Below are 14,712 nucleotides of genomic sequence, written 5' to 3' on the forward strand. Positions count from 1 at the left end.
CTCTTCCCCTCTGATCAGGTATTTCGAGGAGAGGGGTGTCCGTGGAACCGGCTTCGGTCGCGGCGTTCTGGACGGTGTCCGTCCTGCTGATCCTGGTGCCGGGGGCGGACTGGGCGTACACCATCTCCGCCGGGTTGCGGGACGGCTCGGTGCTCCCGGCGGTGTCCGGGCTGCTGCTGGGCTACGTCGCCCTCACCGGGGTCGTGGCAGGCGGGGTCGCGGCGCTCGTGGCCGGCACACCGGCCGTGCTCACCGGTCTGACCCTCGCGGGCGCCGCCTACCTGGTGTGGCTCGGAGCGGCCACCCTGGCCCGTCCCGCGGTACCCGGAACGGGCGGCGCCGCGGTGCCCTCCTCCCGGAGTTCGCGCGTGCTGACCGGTACCGGCGTCAGCGGCCTCAACCCCAAGGCGCTGCTGCTGTTCCTGGCCCTGCTGCCGCAGTTCACCGATCCGGAGGGCGGATGGCCGATGGCCGCGCAGATCGGGACCCTCGGCCTGGTGCACACGGTCAGCTGCGGGGCGGTCTACCTGTGCGTGGGCGTGCTCGCCCGCACGGTGCTGGGAACGCGCCCCGCCGCCGCGCGCGCGGTCAGCCGCTTCTCGGGGGCGGCGATGATCGTCATCGGCGTGGGCCTGATGGCCGAACGCCTCCTCTGAGCTGGGTCACCGCTCCCGTCCCGGAGCCGGACAACGGGAAGGCCGCTGACGAACGCGTCCGCTCCGGCCGGCGGCCGAGGTGCGCCCCACACGCCGGAGCGGTCGGGCCGGAGGCAGGGCACCCCAAGGGAGGGGGACGCGAGACCCCCTTGACCAGCCTTTTTCCTTCAGCATCCCAAGGCGGGTCCCGCGCGGCCAGAGCGGACTCCGGCCTGTGGACAACCCCGGCGGATCAGCCGGAGGAGCCCGCCCCGCCCTTCGGCGAACCTCCGGACTCCGGCGGGTCCTCGACCGTGCCGGTCCCGGTGTGCGCCCGCACGGTCTCGCCCGGGTCGTCCGGGTCCTGCTCCCGGCCAGGCGTGGGCAGGTTGAGGCGGGTGATGAGCAGGTAGAAGATCCCGAAGTAGGCCGCGAAGTACACCAGGCCCAGCAACAGGATCAACCCCAGCCCCTGGGTGTTGTCCTTGGTGGCGTTCAACAGCATGTCGATCAGCCCCGCCGAGAACCCGAAGCCCAACTGGGCGTCCAGCGCGTTCATCACCGCCATCGAGATGCCGGTCAGTACCACGTGCACCGCGAACAGCGCCGGGGCCACGAAGATGAACGCGAACTCCACCGGCTCGGTGATGCCCGTGACGAACGCGGTCAGCGCCGCGGGGATCATGATCGAGCCGATCTGCGTCCGCCGGGCCTTGGGCGTGGCCAGCCACATCGCCAGAGCCGCACCGGGCAGGCCGAACATCAGTACCGGGAAGAACCCGGACAGCAGACCGCCGGCGTCGGGGTCGCCGGCGAAGTAGCGGGTGATCTCGCCGTGCGTCACGGTGCCGTCGGGCGCGGTGTAGGTGCCCGACACGAACCAGATGAACGAGTTCACCACGTGGTGCAGGCCCAGCGGCAGCAGCAGGCGGTTGATCACCCCGTAGGCTCCGGCGCCCACCGCGCCCGCGCCGATGATGCCCTCGCCCAGGTCCTGGATCCATCCGCCCACGACCGGCCAGAGGAGGCCGAGCGCCACTCCCATCAGCAGACCGGCCAGCGCCGTCACGATCGGCACGAACCTGCGGCCGCCGAAGAAGCCCAGCCAGGTCGGCAGCTTGATCCGGTGGTAGCGCTGCCACAGCAGGGCCGCCACCAGGCCCACCGCGATGCCGCCGAGCACGTCGGTCGGGTTCTTCACCGCGTGGTTGATCACCGGCATGACCGCGTTGACGGCCTCGGGGTCCGTGACGGGCTGGCGGGTCACCGGGTCCACCGCCAGCGGGTACGTGGTCAGCCGCGACCCCAGGTCGCCCGTGGCGCCGTCGAAGGTCACCATCGTCCAGGTGGCCACCCGGTCGAACACCAGGTAGCCCACGACCGCGGCCAGGGCGGTCGAACCGTCGGCGCGCTTGGCGAACCCGATCGCCACACCGATCGCGAACAGCAGCGGCAGGGCCTGGAAGACCGCGTCGCCCGCCATGCCGACGGCGCCCGCGACCGGCTCCATCCAGCCCATCCCGGAAAGCCCGGCCAGGCCGTCGGCGCCGAGCAGGTCGGGCTGGCCCAGACGGAGCAGGATCGCGGCGGCGGGCAGGACCGCGATGGGCATCATCAGGCTGCGGCCGAGCCTTTGCAGGACGGCGAGCGTCGACGATCCGCGCTTGGACCGGCTCGCGTCGCCGCCCGGGGGCTGCGACGCGGCCGGTGTCGGGGTCTGGTCCGAACTCATGGGGGGGTCCTTCCTCGGACACGCGCCTCGTGGGCGCGGGACTTCAGTCGCCGTGCCGCCGGGGGTCCAGCCGGGAGTGCAGCTGGTAGCGGTCGGCTCGGTAGGTGGACAGCGCCAGTTCCACGCACTGTCCGTTGGCGAAGCTCCGGCGCTGCATCACCAGCACCGGGCTTCCAGCTGGCAGGCCGAGGAGTCGGGAGTCGGCCGAGTCGCAGATCCCGGCCTCGATGGTCTGTTCCCCGGAATCCAACAGGATGTCGAACTCGTTTTCCAGCACCTCGTAGAGGGAGCGCTCGGCGAGGTCGTAGTCCTCCAGGCCCGGGACCATGGCGGCGGGGATGTTGGAGCGCTCCACGGCCATCGGCTCGTCGTCGGCGGTGCGCATGCGCTCGATGTGGTGCACCAGGGTGCCCGGAGCGATGTCGAGCATGCGCGCTGTGTGCCCGCTCGCCGGGATGACCTGGCGGATCAGCTCGCGCGCCCCCGGCTCGAAGCCGCGTGCGCGCATGTCCTCGCTGAAGGAGGCCAGGACCAGGGACATCTCGATCTTGGGACGGGCGATGAAGGTCCCCTTGCCGGGGACCCGGTACAGCCGCCCCTCGGCCACCAACAGGTCGATGGTCTGGCGGACGGTCATCCGTGAGAGCCCGTAGGTGGCGCTGAGCTCGCGCTCTGAGGGGATCATGTCGTCCACGCCCAGCCCCGCCGCGGTGATCCAGTCCAGGAGCAGGTCGCGCAGTTGGCTGTACTTGGGCAGCGGGTTGCTGGGGTCGATCGACATGGAGCGGGCGGCCTTCTCGGTCGGCGGGCGGGGTTGGCGTCAGACCTTAGCGCGGACGGACCGTGCGTGTCCGGCGCATCCGGCCCGGGTACTTCCGGGACGATCCGGACATGACTGGTATAGTCCGGACTAGACCACAGCTCCGACCGCGTGTCAATCCACCCAACGGCAGGCGGTTCGCACCTGTTACCAGGGCAGACCGCGGGGTCCGTCCGGGGGCCGGTCCGACCGCGCGGGCGCCCCTGTCCGCCGTCCGTCAGCCGAGGCACGCGTTCCGCCGCGTCCACCGCCCGCGCCACCCACAGGAAAGGCCCTCCATGACCACCACGACGAGCGCGATGCGCTCCGAGATCGCCGAGCAGCCGGAGGCGCTGCGCCGCACCTTCGCCGAGCTCCTGCCGCTGCGCCCCGAGATCGAGGCCCTGGGTCGCCGCACCAGGCACGTGCTGTTCATCGCCCGCGGCTCCTCCGACAACGCGGCGGTCTACGGCAGCTACCTCCTCCAGGCGCACACCGGCCGCCTGGCCACCCTGGGCTCGCCGTCCATCGCCACCACCTACGGGGCCCGGATCGACCTGTCCGACGTCCTGGCCGTCGCGATCTCCCAGTCCGGCAGGACCGAGGAGATCGTCGAGACCATGCGCTGGGCCGCCGACTGCGGCGCGCGCACCGTCGGCGTCACCAACGGCGCGGAGTCCCCGCTGGCCAGGGAGGCCGACGTCGCCCTGGTCACCCGGGCCGGGAACGAGGTCGCGGTGCCCGCCACCAAGACCTACAGCACCCAGCTGGCCGCCCTCGCCGTCCTGGCCCTGGGCCTGGGCGCCGACCTGGACCCCGGCGACCTGAGCCGGGTCTCCGACGGCATCGAGGAGACCCTCGCGGCGCCCCCGGACGCCCTGGAGGAGATCGTCGAGCGCATGGTCGCCGTGCAGGGAGCGGTCATCTCCGGCCGCGGCATGGCCTTCTCCACCGCGCTGGAGGCCGCCCTCAAGCTCAAGGAGGCCTGCTACCTCCACGCCATGGGCCTGTCCTACGCCGACCTGCTGCACGGCCCCATCGCCGTGGTGGACCCGCGCACCCCCGCGCTGCTGGTGGCCGCGCCCACCGGCCCGACCCTCCAGGGCACGGTCTCCCTCGCCGAACGCGTCCGCTCCGCCGGGGCGCCGGTCTTCGGCTTCGGCGGCGGTGACGCCCTGGCCGCCGCCAGCGACGTGTCCGTGCCGGTCCCCGACGTGCCCGAGTGGGTGTCCCCGATGAACCTCATCGTCCCCGCCCAGCTGCTCACCGAGCGCCTGGCCCGCCGCCTGGGCTACGACCCGGACGTCCCGCGCGGCCTGAACAAGGTCACGCAGACCTCCTGAGCGGAGCACAACACCCCGTCGGGGCCCGCACCCTGGTGCGCGCGGTGCGCCGCCCCTAAGCTCGCCCTCAGGTTTCGGGTACACCCCGTTCCACGGCAGAACACGGAGGACACATGGCGGACAAGGCAGCGGCGATCGTCGCCGGTCTGGGCGGCGCGGACAACATCGAGGACATCGAGGCCTGCATCACCCGGCTGCGCACCGAGGTGGCCGACCCCGGTCTCGTGGACGAGGCGGCCCTCAAGGCCTCCGGAGCCCACGGCGTGCTGGTCTCGGGCAACGTCGTCCAGGTGGTGGTCGGCCCCGAGGCCGACGCCCTCACCGACGACATTCGGGACCTGCTCGAATAGGCCCCGCCAGGAAGGATCAAACCCCCCAGGGAGGGAAGACACCCCCCATGTCAGACGTGATCGGTACGCTGCGCGTACTCTCCCCCGTGCCCGGAACGGCGCTGTCCCTCGAAACCGTGCCCGACCCCGTCTTCTCCCAGTCGATGGTCGGTCCCGGGGTCGCCGTCCACCCCGAGCCCGGCCAGGAGGGCGGTCAGGAGGGCGTCCAGGACGCCGTGTCCCCCATCGCGGGGACCCTGGTCAAGCTGCACCCCCACGCGTTCGTGGTGATGGCGCCCGACCACCGCCGGGGCGTGCTCGTCCACCTGGGCATCGACACCGTCCAGATGGCGGGGGAGGGGTTCACCCTCCTGGCCGCCGAGGGCGACGAGGTCGAGCCCGGCACCCCGGTGGTCCGCTGGTCGCCGGGTTCGGTGGCCGCGCAGGGGAGGCCGTCGGTGGTCCCGGTGGTCGCCCTGGACGCCTCACCCGACGCGCTGGGCGATGTGGTCAGCGGCTCGGTCGACCGGGGGGACGCCCTCTTCACCTGGGCCTGAAGGGCGCGGTGGACGCACGCCCGCGCACACCGCTCACCGGAGCCGATCCGCCGCCACGCGCGCCCGCGTGGCGGCGGTTCCGCGTCTTGGCCTGCCGCAACGGGTATTCTCCGGCGGCGAACCCACGATTTCGCCGGAGATGAAGCCCGCCATGAAACTGTCCGTTCCGCACGCCCTGGCCCCGGCCTGCGTGGGACTCGCCCTGATCGCCACCGCATGCACCACAGAGGAGGTGGGTTCCTCGCAGGAGGACCGCGAACCCCAGCCGTCGGCCGAGGCCGAGCCCTTCGAGCCCGTGCTCGCCCCCCGGCTGCTGTCCGAGATGGACCTGGACGACAAGATCGGCCAGCTCCTCGTCCTGACCGCCCAGGGCACCTCGGCCGCCGAGAACGCCGCCCAGATCGAGGCCCACCGCCCCGGCGGCATCATCTACTTCGACGCCAACCTCACCGACGCCGAGCAGATCGCCACCATGTCCGCGGGGGTGCAGGAGCTCGCCGCCGAGCAGGGACAGGGCGTCCCGCTGTTCGTCGGCATCGACCAGGAACAGGGCCTGGTGGCCCGGCTGCCCGTGGGCACCCGCTTCCCCGACGCCATGGCCGTCGGCGCCACCCGCGACACCGAACTGGCCGAGCTGCGCGCCTCCACCACCGCCGAGGAGCTCACCGCCCTGGGCGTCAACCTCAACTACGCGCCCGACGCCGACGTCAACACCGATCCCGCCAACCCGGTCATCGGCATCCGCTCCTTCGGCTCCGACCCCGACCTGGTCGCACAGATGGCCGTCGCCGAGTCGGGCGCCTACTCCGGAGCCGGCGTGGTGTCGGTGGTCAAGCACTTCCCCGGGCACGGCGACACCGACGTGGACAGCCACAGCGGCCTGCCCGTCATCGACATGCCGCGCGAGCAGTGGGAGGCCGAGCACCTGCCGCCGTTCCAGGCGGCCATCGACGCGGGCGTGGACGCCATCATGACCGCCCACGTGCTGATGCCGCGGCTGGACGGGAGCGAGGAGCCCGAGCCCGCCACCATCTCCCCGGAGCTGATCGACGGCATCCTCCGCGACGAGCTGGGCTACGACGGCGTGGTGACCACCGACGCCCTCAACATGGAGGGCGTGCGCCAGCGCCACTCCGACGGTGAGATCGCCGTGCGCGTGCTGGAGGCGGGCGTGGACCAGCTGCTCATGCCGCCGGACCCCGCCGCGGCGGTGTCCGCGATCCGCGAGGCGGTCGAACAGGGCCGCCTGACCGAGGAGCGCGTCGACGAGTCCGTGCTGCGGGTCCTGGCGCTCAAGGAGAAGCGCGGGATCCTGGAGGCCGAACCGGTGGACGTGCAGGGCGCCGCGGCCGCCCTGGAGGACCCCGGGCACGCCGAGGCCGCCCAGCGCGTGGCGGACGCCTCCGCGACCCTGCTGCGCAACGAGGGCGACCTGTTGCCGCTGGCCGAGGGCAGCGGCGTCCGGGTCCAGGGTGTGGGCGCGGAGCAGATCGCCGCCGCGCTCACCGAGGCCGGGATGGACGTGGTGGAGGGCGGGGCCGACGCCGTGGTCGTGGGCACCGGGGGCGGCAGCGGGGCCTCGGAGCAGAGCGGTCTGGTCCAGGCCGCGCGCGCCGAGGGGCTGCCGGTCGTCGTGGTGTCCCAGGGCACGCCCTACGACCTGGCGGCCTTCCCGGAGGCGGAGGCGTTCGTGGCGGTGTACTCGTCCGTGGACGTGTCCCGGGCGGCCGCCGCGCGGGTCGTCGCCGGACGGGTGAAGCCCTCCGGGAAGCTGCCGGTGGACATCCCCGCGGCCGACGTGGAGATCGGGACCGGGCTGACCACCTGACCGGCCGGGTTTCGCCGGGGGTTGAAACGGGTGGGGAACGGGAAGAACGCTTCCCCGCCCGACCCGCGGGCGCCTGGGGACGAGGTCACCGACGACCGGAGGAGGGGATCGGATGGACGGCACCCGGCGAGGGGTCATCTGCGACTGGGGCGGTGTCCTCACACCGCCGCTGCCCGTGGGCATCCGGGCCTGGCTGCACGCCGACCGCATCGACGTCGAGCACTACCACGAGGTCATGCGCCCCTACTTCGACGGCAGCGTCGAGGGGGAGAACCTCGTGCACGCGCTGGAGCGGGGCGAGATCGACACCTGCGCGTTCGAGCGTGAGCTGGCGGCCCTGCTGCGCTGCACGCACGGCGGTCCGGTGGTGGCCGAGGGGCTGATCGACCGCATGTTCTGCGAGTTCGACCCCGTGCACGACATGTACGAGGCCCTGCGCGAGGCCAGGGCCGCCGGAGCCGCGACAGCCCTGCTGTCGAACTCCTGGGGCAACTGCTACCCCCGTGAGCACTTCGACACCACCTTCGACGCGGTGGTGATCTCGGGCGAGGTGGGGATGCGCAAGCCCGAGCACCGCATCTACCTGCACACCTGCGAGCGGCTCGGCCTGCGTCCCGAGGAGTGCGTGTTCATCGACGACCTGGAACACAACGTCCGCACGGCCGAGGACCTCGGCATGACCGGCATCCTGCACACCGGCGTGGACACCACGCGGCTGGAGCTGGAGCGCTTCCTGGCGCCGGACGGCGACGGCGCTCCCCCGGTGCCCGGGGAGCGGGCGGCCTGAGCCCGGGGTTTGGCACACTTGGTGTGTTCAGCCCACGTCTTGGAGAGCCGCTCGCATGTACGTCTTCCTGCCCAGTACCATCCCCGCCCTGGCTCGCCTGCTGGAGGAGGGACGGCTGGAGGACGTGCCGCTGACCGCGTTCGCGGCCGACCCCGGTCCGGACGAGGACGTGGAGGAGGCGGAGTACGAGGCCATGTACGCCGCCGCGCGGGAGTCGCTGGCGCTGCTGGCCGCCGAGCCCGGCGCCCCCCGGAGGCGGGTGGTTCTGGCCGCGAACATGCCCGACCACGTCGTCGAGCGCGCGGGCCGCTCGGGGCGGGGAGTGGTCCGGGTGGGGCTCACCGGAGCCGTTCCGTACAAGAAGCTGGCGTCGGCGCACGTGGACGACGCCGACGCCGTCGCGGACGTGGCGGCGGCCGTCCAGGACCCGTCCTCCGACGCGGTCGAGGACCACGAACTGATGTGGTTCGCCGTCCAGGAGCTGCGCTACCTCGTCGAGGAGGCCTCGAACAGGCATCCGTAGAGCACGCCGGCGGCCTGCCTGCGGTGGTGAACCTCCACCCCCCACGGGCTGAGGAGGGCGCGACCGCGCACGCCCGGTCCCCGTCGGTTGACGTCGGCGCGAACGCGCACCCCTGGCCGGACCCGGACGGAGGTTTACGCCCTTGTGCGCCCATACGGCAAGATGGAGGGGACCCCACCCCCGTCGCGCCCCGAGGAGTTCGCCATCAGCCGCCTGGTGCTATGGAACATCGACCTCACCCTCCTCGACGTGGGACGGGTGACGAGGGCGGCCTACGCCGAGGCCTTCGAGAAGGTCACCGGTGAGCCCCTCGTCTACCTGACCTCGTCGGCGGGCCGGACCGACTCGGAGATGTTCTTCGAGTTCTGCGCCCGCAACTACGTCGACGTCGAACCCGACACCAGTTCCCTGGGCGAGTTCCTCGACGCCCTGGAGGAGTCCTTCGGCAGGCGTTCCGAGGAGTTGCTCTCCAAGGGCCGCGTCATGCCCGGCGCCGCGGCCTCGCTGGCGGCCGTCGCCTCCATGCCCGACACCGTCCAGACGGTGGTCAGCGGCAGCACCCGTGCCAACGCCACGGCCAAGCTGGTCGCCTTCGGCCTGGACACCTACCTCAACCTGGCGATCGGCGGCTACGGGTCGGTCAACTACCCCAAGTCCAGCCTCATCCAGTCCATCCGCCTGCACGCGGCGGGCGAGGGCGGACGGGTCTACTCCGAGGAGGAGACGGTCTTCATCACCGACTCCGCCCCGGACGTGCGGGCCGCCGTGATCGGCGGCGCGACCCCGGTCGCGGTGCTCAACGGCTCGACCACGGAGAGCCAGCTGCGCGAGGTCGGGGCGGTCGTCGTCCTGCCCGACCTGACCGACCCCCGGGCCGTGATGACCGCGGTCCACCAGGCAACGGCTCGGTAACGACATGTCCCTCTGTCCGGGGGGTAGGTGGTGGCCCGTGTACGCAGTAACCGATCACCGCAATCTGTTTCTAACACTCCGCAACCACCCTGTAACGGTGTTGGTCCTGCCCCCGGGCCCGAAAGCCAGTAGCCTTGGCACCGGGCGGGGCGGGGACAACGAGGTCCGGCGCCCCGCGACCCCAATCCAAACCACCACGGTCGTGGGCTCCTTGCGGCCCAGGGAGTTCACACCGAATCACGCAGTGGCCCAGAAGTTCACAGGTCATATGACCGGTCGTTCTGCCAGCACTCGTGCGACGTTGCTCACAAAGGAGTGAGAGATCCCTATGTCCGGGCAATCCGACGTCCAGCTCCAGAAGCTGCTCAGTGAGGCGGCCGCCAAGTGGTCCCCCGGGGCGCGCATCAGCCCCGAGGAGGCCGACGCCGTCCGCCGCTTCCTCCCCGTGTACTACCGGCACACGGACCCCGAGGAGATCAGCGGCCGCTCCCCCGAGCAGATCTGCGGCGCGGCCGAGGCCCACCGCTCCTTCGGTGCCCAGCGCGCCGCCGGACGGGCAAAGGTCCGCGTCTACACCCCCGACGCCGCGCGCGACGGCTGGGACCAGCAGACCGGCGTCGTGGAGATCGTCACCGACAACGCCCCCTTCCTCGTCTCCTCCGTCACCATGGCCCTCAGCGACCTCGGTGCCGGGGTCCGGCTGATCATCCACCCCCAGATGACCGTCGGCCGCGACCTGCAGGGCCGCCTGGCCCGGGTGGACCCGGAGACCGGCGGCGAGGGCCTGCTGCCCATCGACGAGTCCTGGATGCACATCGAGATCGACCCGCAGCCCGACCCCGAGCGCCTGCGGGAGATCACCGCCCGCGTCGAGTCCGTCCTGGCCGACGTGCGCTACGTGGACGAGGACGCCGGCAAGATGAGCGACCGGGCCATCCGGATCGCCGACGAGCTCGCGGCCTACCCCGACCGGCTCGTGGCCGGGGGAGTGGACCCGCGCGAGATCGGCGAGAGCGTCGACTTCCTGCGCTGGGCCGCGGGACGCCACTTCACCTTCATGGGCTACCGCGAGTACACCCTGGTCACCGACGAGAACGGCGACGACTCCCTGCGCCCCGAGCCCGGCTCGGGCCTGGGCATCCTGCGCATGGACTCGCCCGCCTCCACCAGCTTCGCCGCCCTGCCCCCCGAGATCCGGGGCAAGGCCCGCGAGCCCTACATCCTGGTCCTGACCAAGGCCAACTCGCGCGCCACGGTCCACCGCCCCAAGTACCTGGACTACATCGGCGTCAAGAAGTTCGACGCCCAGGGCAACATCGTCGGCGAGCGCCGGTTCCTCGGCCTGTTCACCTCCCAGGCCAGCACCACCAGCATCGCCCAGATCCCCATCATGCGCCGCAAGCAGGCCGAGGTCCTGGCCCTGGCCGGGTTCGAGGCCGACAGCTACGACGGCAAGGACCTCACCGAGCTGCTGGAGACCTTCCCCCGCGAGGAGCTCCTCCAGATCCCCGTGGGAGAGCTGTACAACATCGTCCGCGGAGTCCTGCGCCTGCGCGACCGGCGCGGCACCAAGCTGTTCATGCGCCGCGACCCCTACGGCGGCCGGTACATGTCCTGCTTCGTGTACATGCCGCGCGACCAGTACAGCACCCGGGTGCGCCTGGACATCCAGAAGGTCCTCGCCGAGGCCTTCCACGGGGCCACGATGGACCACAACGTGCTCATCGGCTCCGCCCCGCTGGCCCGCCTGTACCTGGTGGCCCGCGCCCAGCACGGGCGCACCCTCGCCGACATCGACCAGGTCGCCCTGGAGGAGAAGGTCCGCGAGGCGGCCCGCTCCTGGGACCTGGACCTCGACGACGCCCTCGCCGCGGCCTTCGGCCCGGTGCGCGCCACCGAGTTCAAGGAGCGCTACTCGGGCGGCCTCACCGAGGCCTACAAGGTCGACAACAGCCCCGCCACCGCGGCGGGCGACATCCGCGAGCTGGAGAAGCTCCTCGCCCGCACCGACCCCGAGCGGCGCCACGGCGAGTTCTCCGCGGTCCTGTACCAGCGCGAGGACGCCGACCCCGGCTGCTGGCGGTTCCGTCTCTACCGGATCGGCGAGCCCATCTCGCTCTCGCGCGTCCTGCCCGTCCTGGAGAACCTGGGCGTGGAGGTCGTCGACGAGTGGCCCTACGACGTCACCGTCCGGGACGTGGGCAGGGTGTGGATCTACGACTTCGGCCTCGGCCCGATCCCCGAGTCCGACCTGGCTCCCGAGCGCCTCAAGTGCCTGTTCGAGGAGGCCTTCGACGCCTCCTGGCGCGACCTGGGCGAGAGCGACCGGTTCAACGCCCTGGTGGTGCGGGCGGGCCTGGACTGGCGCCAGCTCACCGTGCTGCGCGCCTACGCCAAGTACCTGCGCCAGACCGGGTCCACGTTCACCCCCGAGTACCTGGCCGACGTGCTGGTGGCCAACGTCGGGATCGCCAACCTGCTGGTCGAGCTGTTCGAGACCCGCTTCGACCCCGACCAGCCCGGCGAGGGCCGCGACGAGCGCGCCGACGTCCTCGTCCGCAAGGTCGAGGGCGAGCTGGAGGCCGTGGCCAGCCTGGACCACGACCGCATCCTGCGCGCGTTCCTGGCGGCCATCCGCGCCACCCTGCGCACCAACCACTACCAGGGCCACCCCTACCTGGTGCTCAAGCTCGACCCGCAGGAGATCCCGGACCTGCCCCACCCGCGGCCCCGGTTCGAGATGTACGTCTACTCCCCGCGCGTGGAGGGCGTGCACCTGCGCTTCGGCGCGGTCGCGCGCGGCGGACTGCGCTGGTCGGACCGCTTCGAGGACTTCCGCACCGAGATCCTGGGCCTGGTCAAGGCCCAGATGGTCAAGAACTCCGTCATCGTCCCCAGCGGCGCCAAGGGCGGCTTCGTGTGCAAGCGGCTGCCCCAGAACGGCACCCGCGACGAGGTGATGGCCGAGGTCGTGGCCTGCTACAAGCAGTTCATCAGCGGCCTGCTCGACGTCACCGACAACCTCGTGGACGGCGAGACCGTGCACCCCGAGCGCACCGTCCTGCACGACGGTGACGACTCCTACCTCGTGGTCGCCGCCGACAAGGGCACCGCCACCTTCTCCGACACCGCCAACGCCATCTCCACCGAGCGCGGCTTCTGGCTCGGCGACGCCTTCGCCTCCGGCGGCTCGGTCGGCTACGACCACAAGGCCATGGGCATCACCGCGCGCGGCGCCTGGGAGTCGGTCCGTTTCCACTTCCGCGAGATGGGCGTGAACGTGCAGGAGGAGCCGTTCACCGTCGTCGGCATCGGCGACATGTCCGGCGACGTGTTCGGCAACGGCATGCTGCTCTCCCAGCAGATCCGGCTGATCGCGGCCTTCGACCACCGCCACGTCTTCCTCGACCCCGACCCCGACCCGCACACCTCCTGGGTGGAGCGCAAGCGCGTCTTCGACCTGCCCCGCAGCACGTGGGAGGACTACGACCCCAAGCTCATCTCCGAGGGCGGCGGCGTGCACCCGCGCACGGCCAAGTCCGTGCCGATCACGCCGCAGGTGCGCGAGGCGCTCGGCATCGACGAGGAGGTGCGGAGCCTCACACCGGACGAGCTGATCCGGTGCGTGCTCACCTCCCCCGTCGACCTGCTGTGGAACGGCGGCATCGGCACCTACGTCAAGGCCAGCAGCGAGACGCACGCCGACGCGGGCGACAAGGCCAACGACCAGCTGCGCGTGGACGCCGCCGAGCTGCGCGTCAAGGTGGTCGGTGAGGGCGGCAACCTGGGCCTGACCCAGGACGCGCGGATCGAGTTCGCCCGCGCGGGCGGCCGGATCAACACCGACTTCATCGACAACTCCGCCGGTGTGGACACCTCCGACCACGAGGTCAACATCAAGATCATGCTGGACCGGGAGGTGCTGGCGGGCAAGCTGGACAAGGCCGAGCGCGACCAGCTGTTCATCGACATGACCGACGAGGTCGCCGAACTGGTCCTGGACAACAACGACGCGCAGAACACCGTGCTGGCCGCCGCGCGCAAGCAGGACGGCCAGATGCTGCACGTCCACGGCCGGTACATGCGCCACCTGGAGCGCACCAGGGTGCTCAAGCGCAAGCAGGAGGACCTGCCCTCCGACAAGACGATCGCGGAGCGGCGCGCGGCGGGCAGGGGCCTGACCAGCCCGGAGTTCGCCACGCTGCTGTCGTACACCAAGATCAGCCTCAAGGACCAGCTCGACCTGTCCGACCTGTCCGAGGACCCGTACCTGACCGACACCCTGACGGCGTACTTCCCGACGCCCCTGCGGTCGGAGCGCTTCGCCGCGGGCGTGCACTCCCACCCGCTGCGCCGGGAGATCATCGTCAACCAGGTCGTCAACCAGATGGTCAACCGCTCCGGTCTGACCTTCGCGTTCCGGCTCAACGAGGAGCTGGGATCCAGCTCCGCCGACATCGCCCGCGCCTACCTGGTGGTGCAGGACGTGCTGGGGCTGCGCCGGTTCTGGAGCAGGTTGGAGGAGTTGGACCACGAGATCTCGATGGACAGCCAGCTCGTCCTGCTGCTGGAGGCGCGCAAGCTCGCCGAGCGCTCCGCCCGGTGGCTGCTGCGCAACCGCACCTTCCCCTTCGACATCAGCAGCGAGATCGGCTACTTCGCCGACGGGGTGGGCGAGGTGCTGCCGCAGCTGGTCCAGCTGCTGCGGGGCCGCGACCGCGAGGCCTTCGTCGAGCGCCGCGACCGCTACACGTCGATGGGTGTGCCGACCGAGCTGGCCGAGCAGGTGGCCGTGATGGTGCCCGCCTACTCCACGCTGGACCTGGTGGAGATCGCCCAGCGCACCGGGCGTCCGGTGGAGAAGGTCGCCGAGCTCTACTTCGAGCTGGCCGACCGGCTCAACATCAGCTGGTGGCGCGAGCGCATCATCGACCTGCCGCGCGACGACCGGTGGGTGACGACGGCGCGCTCCTCGCTGCGCGACGACCTGTACGCGGCGCACGCCGACCTGACCGCGCGGGTGCTGGAGAGCGGCCCGGAGCAGGAGCCCTCCGAGCTGATCGCCGCGTGGATCGACCAGAACCGCGACCGGGTGCAGCGCGCCGGGATCACGCTGTCGGAGATCCAGGAGAACGAGCGCTTCGACCTGGCCACGCTGTCCGTGGCGCTGCGGTCCTTCCGCGGCCTGGTGGACTAGCGCCCGGGGCGGCCAGGCAGGGCCCAGGCCCCGCCTCCGACCCCGACGGGCTCCCCGCGCCGGTGGCGCG

General features: G+C 71.7%; 10 protein-coding genes and 1 pseudogene. 9 read left to right on the top strand and 2 right to left on the bottom strand.

The window, feature by feature from the left end; all coding sequences use genetic code 11:
• The first annotated feature begins 41 nt into the window (after positions 1-41).
• Positions 42-656 carry a LysE family translocator gene (locus tag HGB44_RS07530; protein ID WP_231972411.1) on the top strand — a complete coding sequence of 205 codons (615 nt, stop codon included), beginning with the start codon at positions 42-44 and terminating at the stop codon, positions 654-656.
• Between the two features lie 232 nt (positions 657-888).
• Here HGB44_RS07530 and HGB44_RS07535 read toward each other — a convergent pair whose 3' ends face one another.
• Positions 889-2,367: a PTS transporter subunit EIIC gene (locus HGB44_RS07535; protein ID WP_061080383.1), complete on the bottom strand. Its 1,479-nt coding sequence runs from the start codon at positions 2,365-2,367 to the stop codon at positions 889-891.
• A 43-nt stretch (positions 2,368-2,410) separates the two neighbouring features.
• Positions 2,411-3,148 (bottom strand): GntR family transcriptional regulator, encoded by a 738-nt coding sequence (locus tag HGB44_RS07540; protein WP_013154738.1) that lies wholly within the window; start codon positions 3,146-3,148, stop codon positions 2,411-2,413.
• A 317-nt stretch (positions 3,149-3,465) separates the two neighbouring features.
• Between HGB44_RS07540 and HGB44_RS07545 the strand changes: the two genes are divergently transcribed.
• The 8 genes and pseudogenes from HGB44_RS07545 (at position 3,466) to HGB44_RS07580 (ending at position 14,642) form a co-directional block, all read left to right on the top strand.
• Entirely contained in the window at positions 3,466-4,509 is a 1,044-nt protein-coding gene (locus tag HGB44_RS07545; RefSeq protein WP_061080382.1) for an SIS domain-containing protein, read from the top strand.
• Positions 4,510-4,610: 101 nt separating this feature from the next.
• Positions 4,611-4,859 (top strand): annotated as a pseudogene (locus tag HGB44_RS07550) (glucose PTS transporter subunit EIIB); the annotation flags it as partial.
• A gap of 47 nt (positions 4,860-4,906) precedes the next feature.
• Positions 4,907-5,395, top strand: coding sequence for a PTS sugar transporter subunit IIA (locus HGB44_RS07555; protein ID WP_061080380.1), 489 nt, complete (start codon positions 4,907-4,909; stop codon positions 5,393-5,395).
• Positions 5,396-5,546: 151 nt separating this feature from the next.
• The gene (locus HGB44_RS07560; RefSeq protein WP_061080379.1) at positions 5,547-7,223 is read left to right on the top strand and encodes a glycoside hydrolase family 3 protein; all 1,677 of its coding nucleotides are present in this window, start codon (positions 5,547-5,549) and stop codon (positions 7,221-7,223) included.
• Between the two features lie 112 nt (positions 7,224-7,335).
• Positions 7,336-8,010, top strand: a complete 675-nt coding sequence (locus HGB44_RS07565; protein ID WP_061080378.1) for an HAD family hydrolase — start codon at positions 7,336-7,338, stop codon at positions 8,008-8,010.
• A gap of 55 nt (positions 8,011-8,065) precedes the next feature.
• Entirely contained in the window at positions 8,066-8,533 is a 468-nt protein-coding gene (locus HGB44_RS07570) for a DUF6912 family protein (RefSeq protein WP_061080377.1), read from the top strand.
• Positions 8,534-8,695: 162 nt separating this feature from the next.
• Positions 8,696-9,445 carry an HAD family hydrolase gene (locus HGB44_RS07575; RefSeq protein ID WP_061080376.1) on the top strand — a complete coding sequence of 250 codons (750 nt, stop codon included), beginning with the start codon at positions 8,696-8,698 and terminating at the stop codon, positions 9,443-9,445.
• Between the two features lie 328 nt (positions 9,446-9,773).
• Positions 9,774-14,642 carry an NAD-glutamate dehydrogenase gene (locus HGB44_RS07580; protein WP_061080375.1) on the top strand — a complete coding sequence of 1,623 codons (4,869 nt, stop codon included), beginning with the start codon at positions 9,774-9,776 and terminating at the stop codon, positions 14,640-14,642.
• Positions 14,643-14,712: the final 70 nt, after the last annotated feature.

This window comes from Nocardiopsis alborubida, from assembly GCF_012396365.1.
In the GTDB taxonomy this organism is placed as follows: domain Bacteria; phylum Actinomycetota; class Actinomycetes; order Streptosporangiales; family Streptosporangiaceae; genus Nocardiopsis; species Nocardiopsis alborubida.

Coding starts and splice junctions, on each gene's coding strand:
- HGB44_RS07535 (WP_061080383.1), bottom strand. CDS start 2,367: ATGAGTTCGGACCAGACCCCGACACCGGCCGCGTCGCAGCCCCCGGGC.
- HGB44_RS07540 (WP_013154738.1), bottom strand. CDS start 3,148: ATGTCGATCGACCCCAGCAACCCGCTGCCCAAGTACAGCCAACTGCGC.
- HGB44_RS07545 (WP_061080382.1), top strand. CDS start 3,466: ATGACCACCACGACGAGCGCGATGCGCTCCGAGATCGCCGAGCAGCCG.
- HGB44_RS07555 (WP_061080380.1), top strand. CDS start 4,907: ATGTCAGACGTGATCGGTACGCTGCGCGTACTCTCCCCCGTGCCCGGA.
- HGB44_RS07560 (WP_061080379.1), top strand. CDS start 5,547: ATGAAACTGTCCGTTCCGCACGCCCTGGCCCCGGCCTGCGTGGGACTC.
- HGB44_RS07565 (WP_061080378.1), top strand. CDS start 7,336: ATGGACGGCACCCGGCGAGGGGTCATCTGCGACTGGGGCGGTGTCCTC.
- HGB44_RS07570 (WP_061080377.1), top strand. CDS start 8,066: ATGTACGTCTTCCTGCCCAGTACCATCCCCGCCCTGGCTCGCCTGCTG.
- HGB44_RS07575 (WP_061080376.1), top strand. CDS start 8,696: ATGGAGGGGACCCCACCCCCGTCGCGCCCCGAGGAGTTCGCCATCAGC.
- HGB44_RS07580 (WP_061080375.1), top strand. CDS start 9,774: ATGTCCGGGCAATCCGACGTCCAGCTCCAGAAGCTGCTCAGTGAGGCG.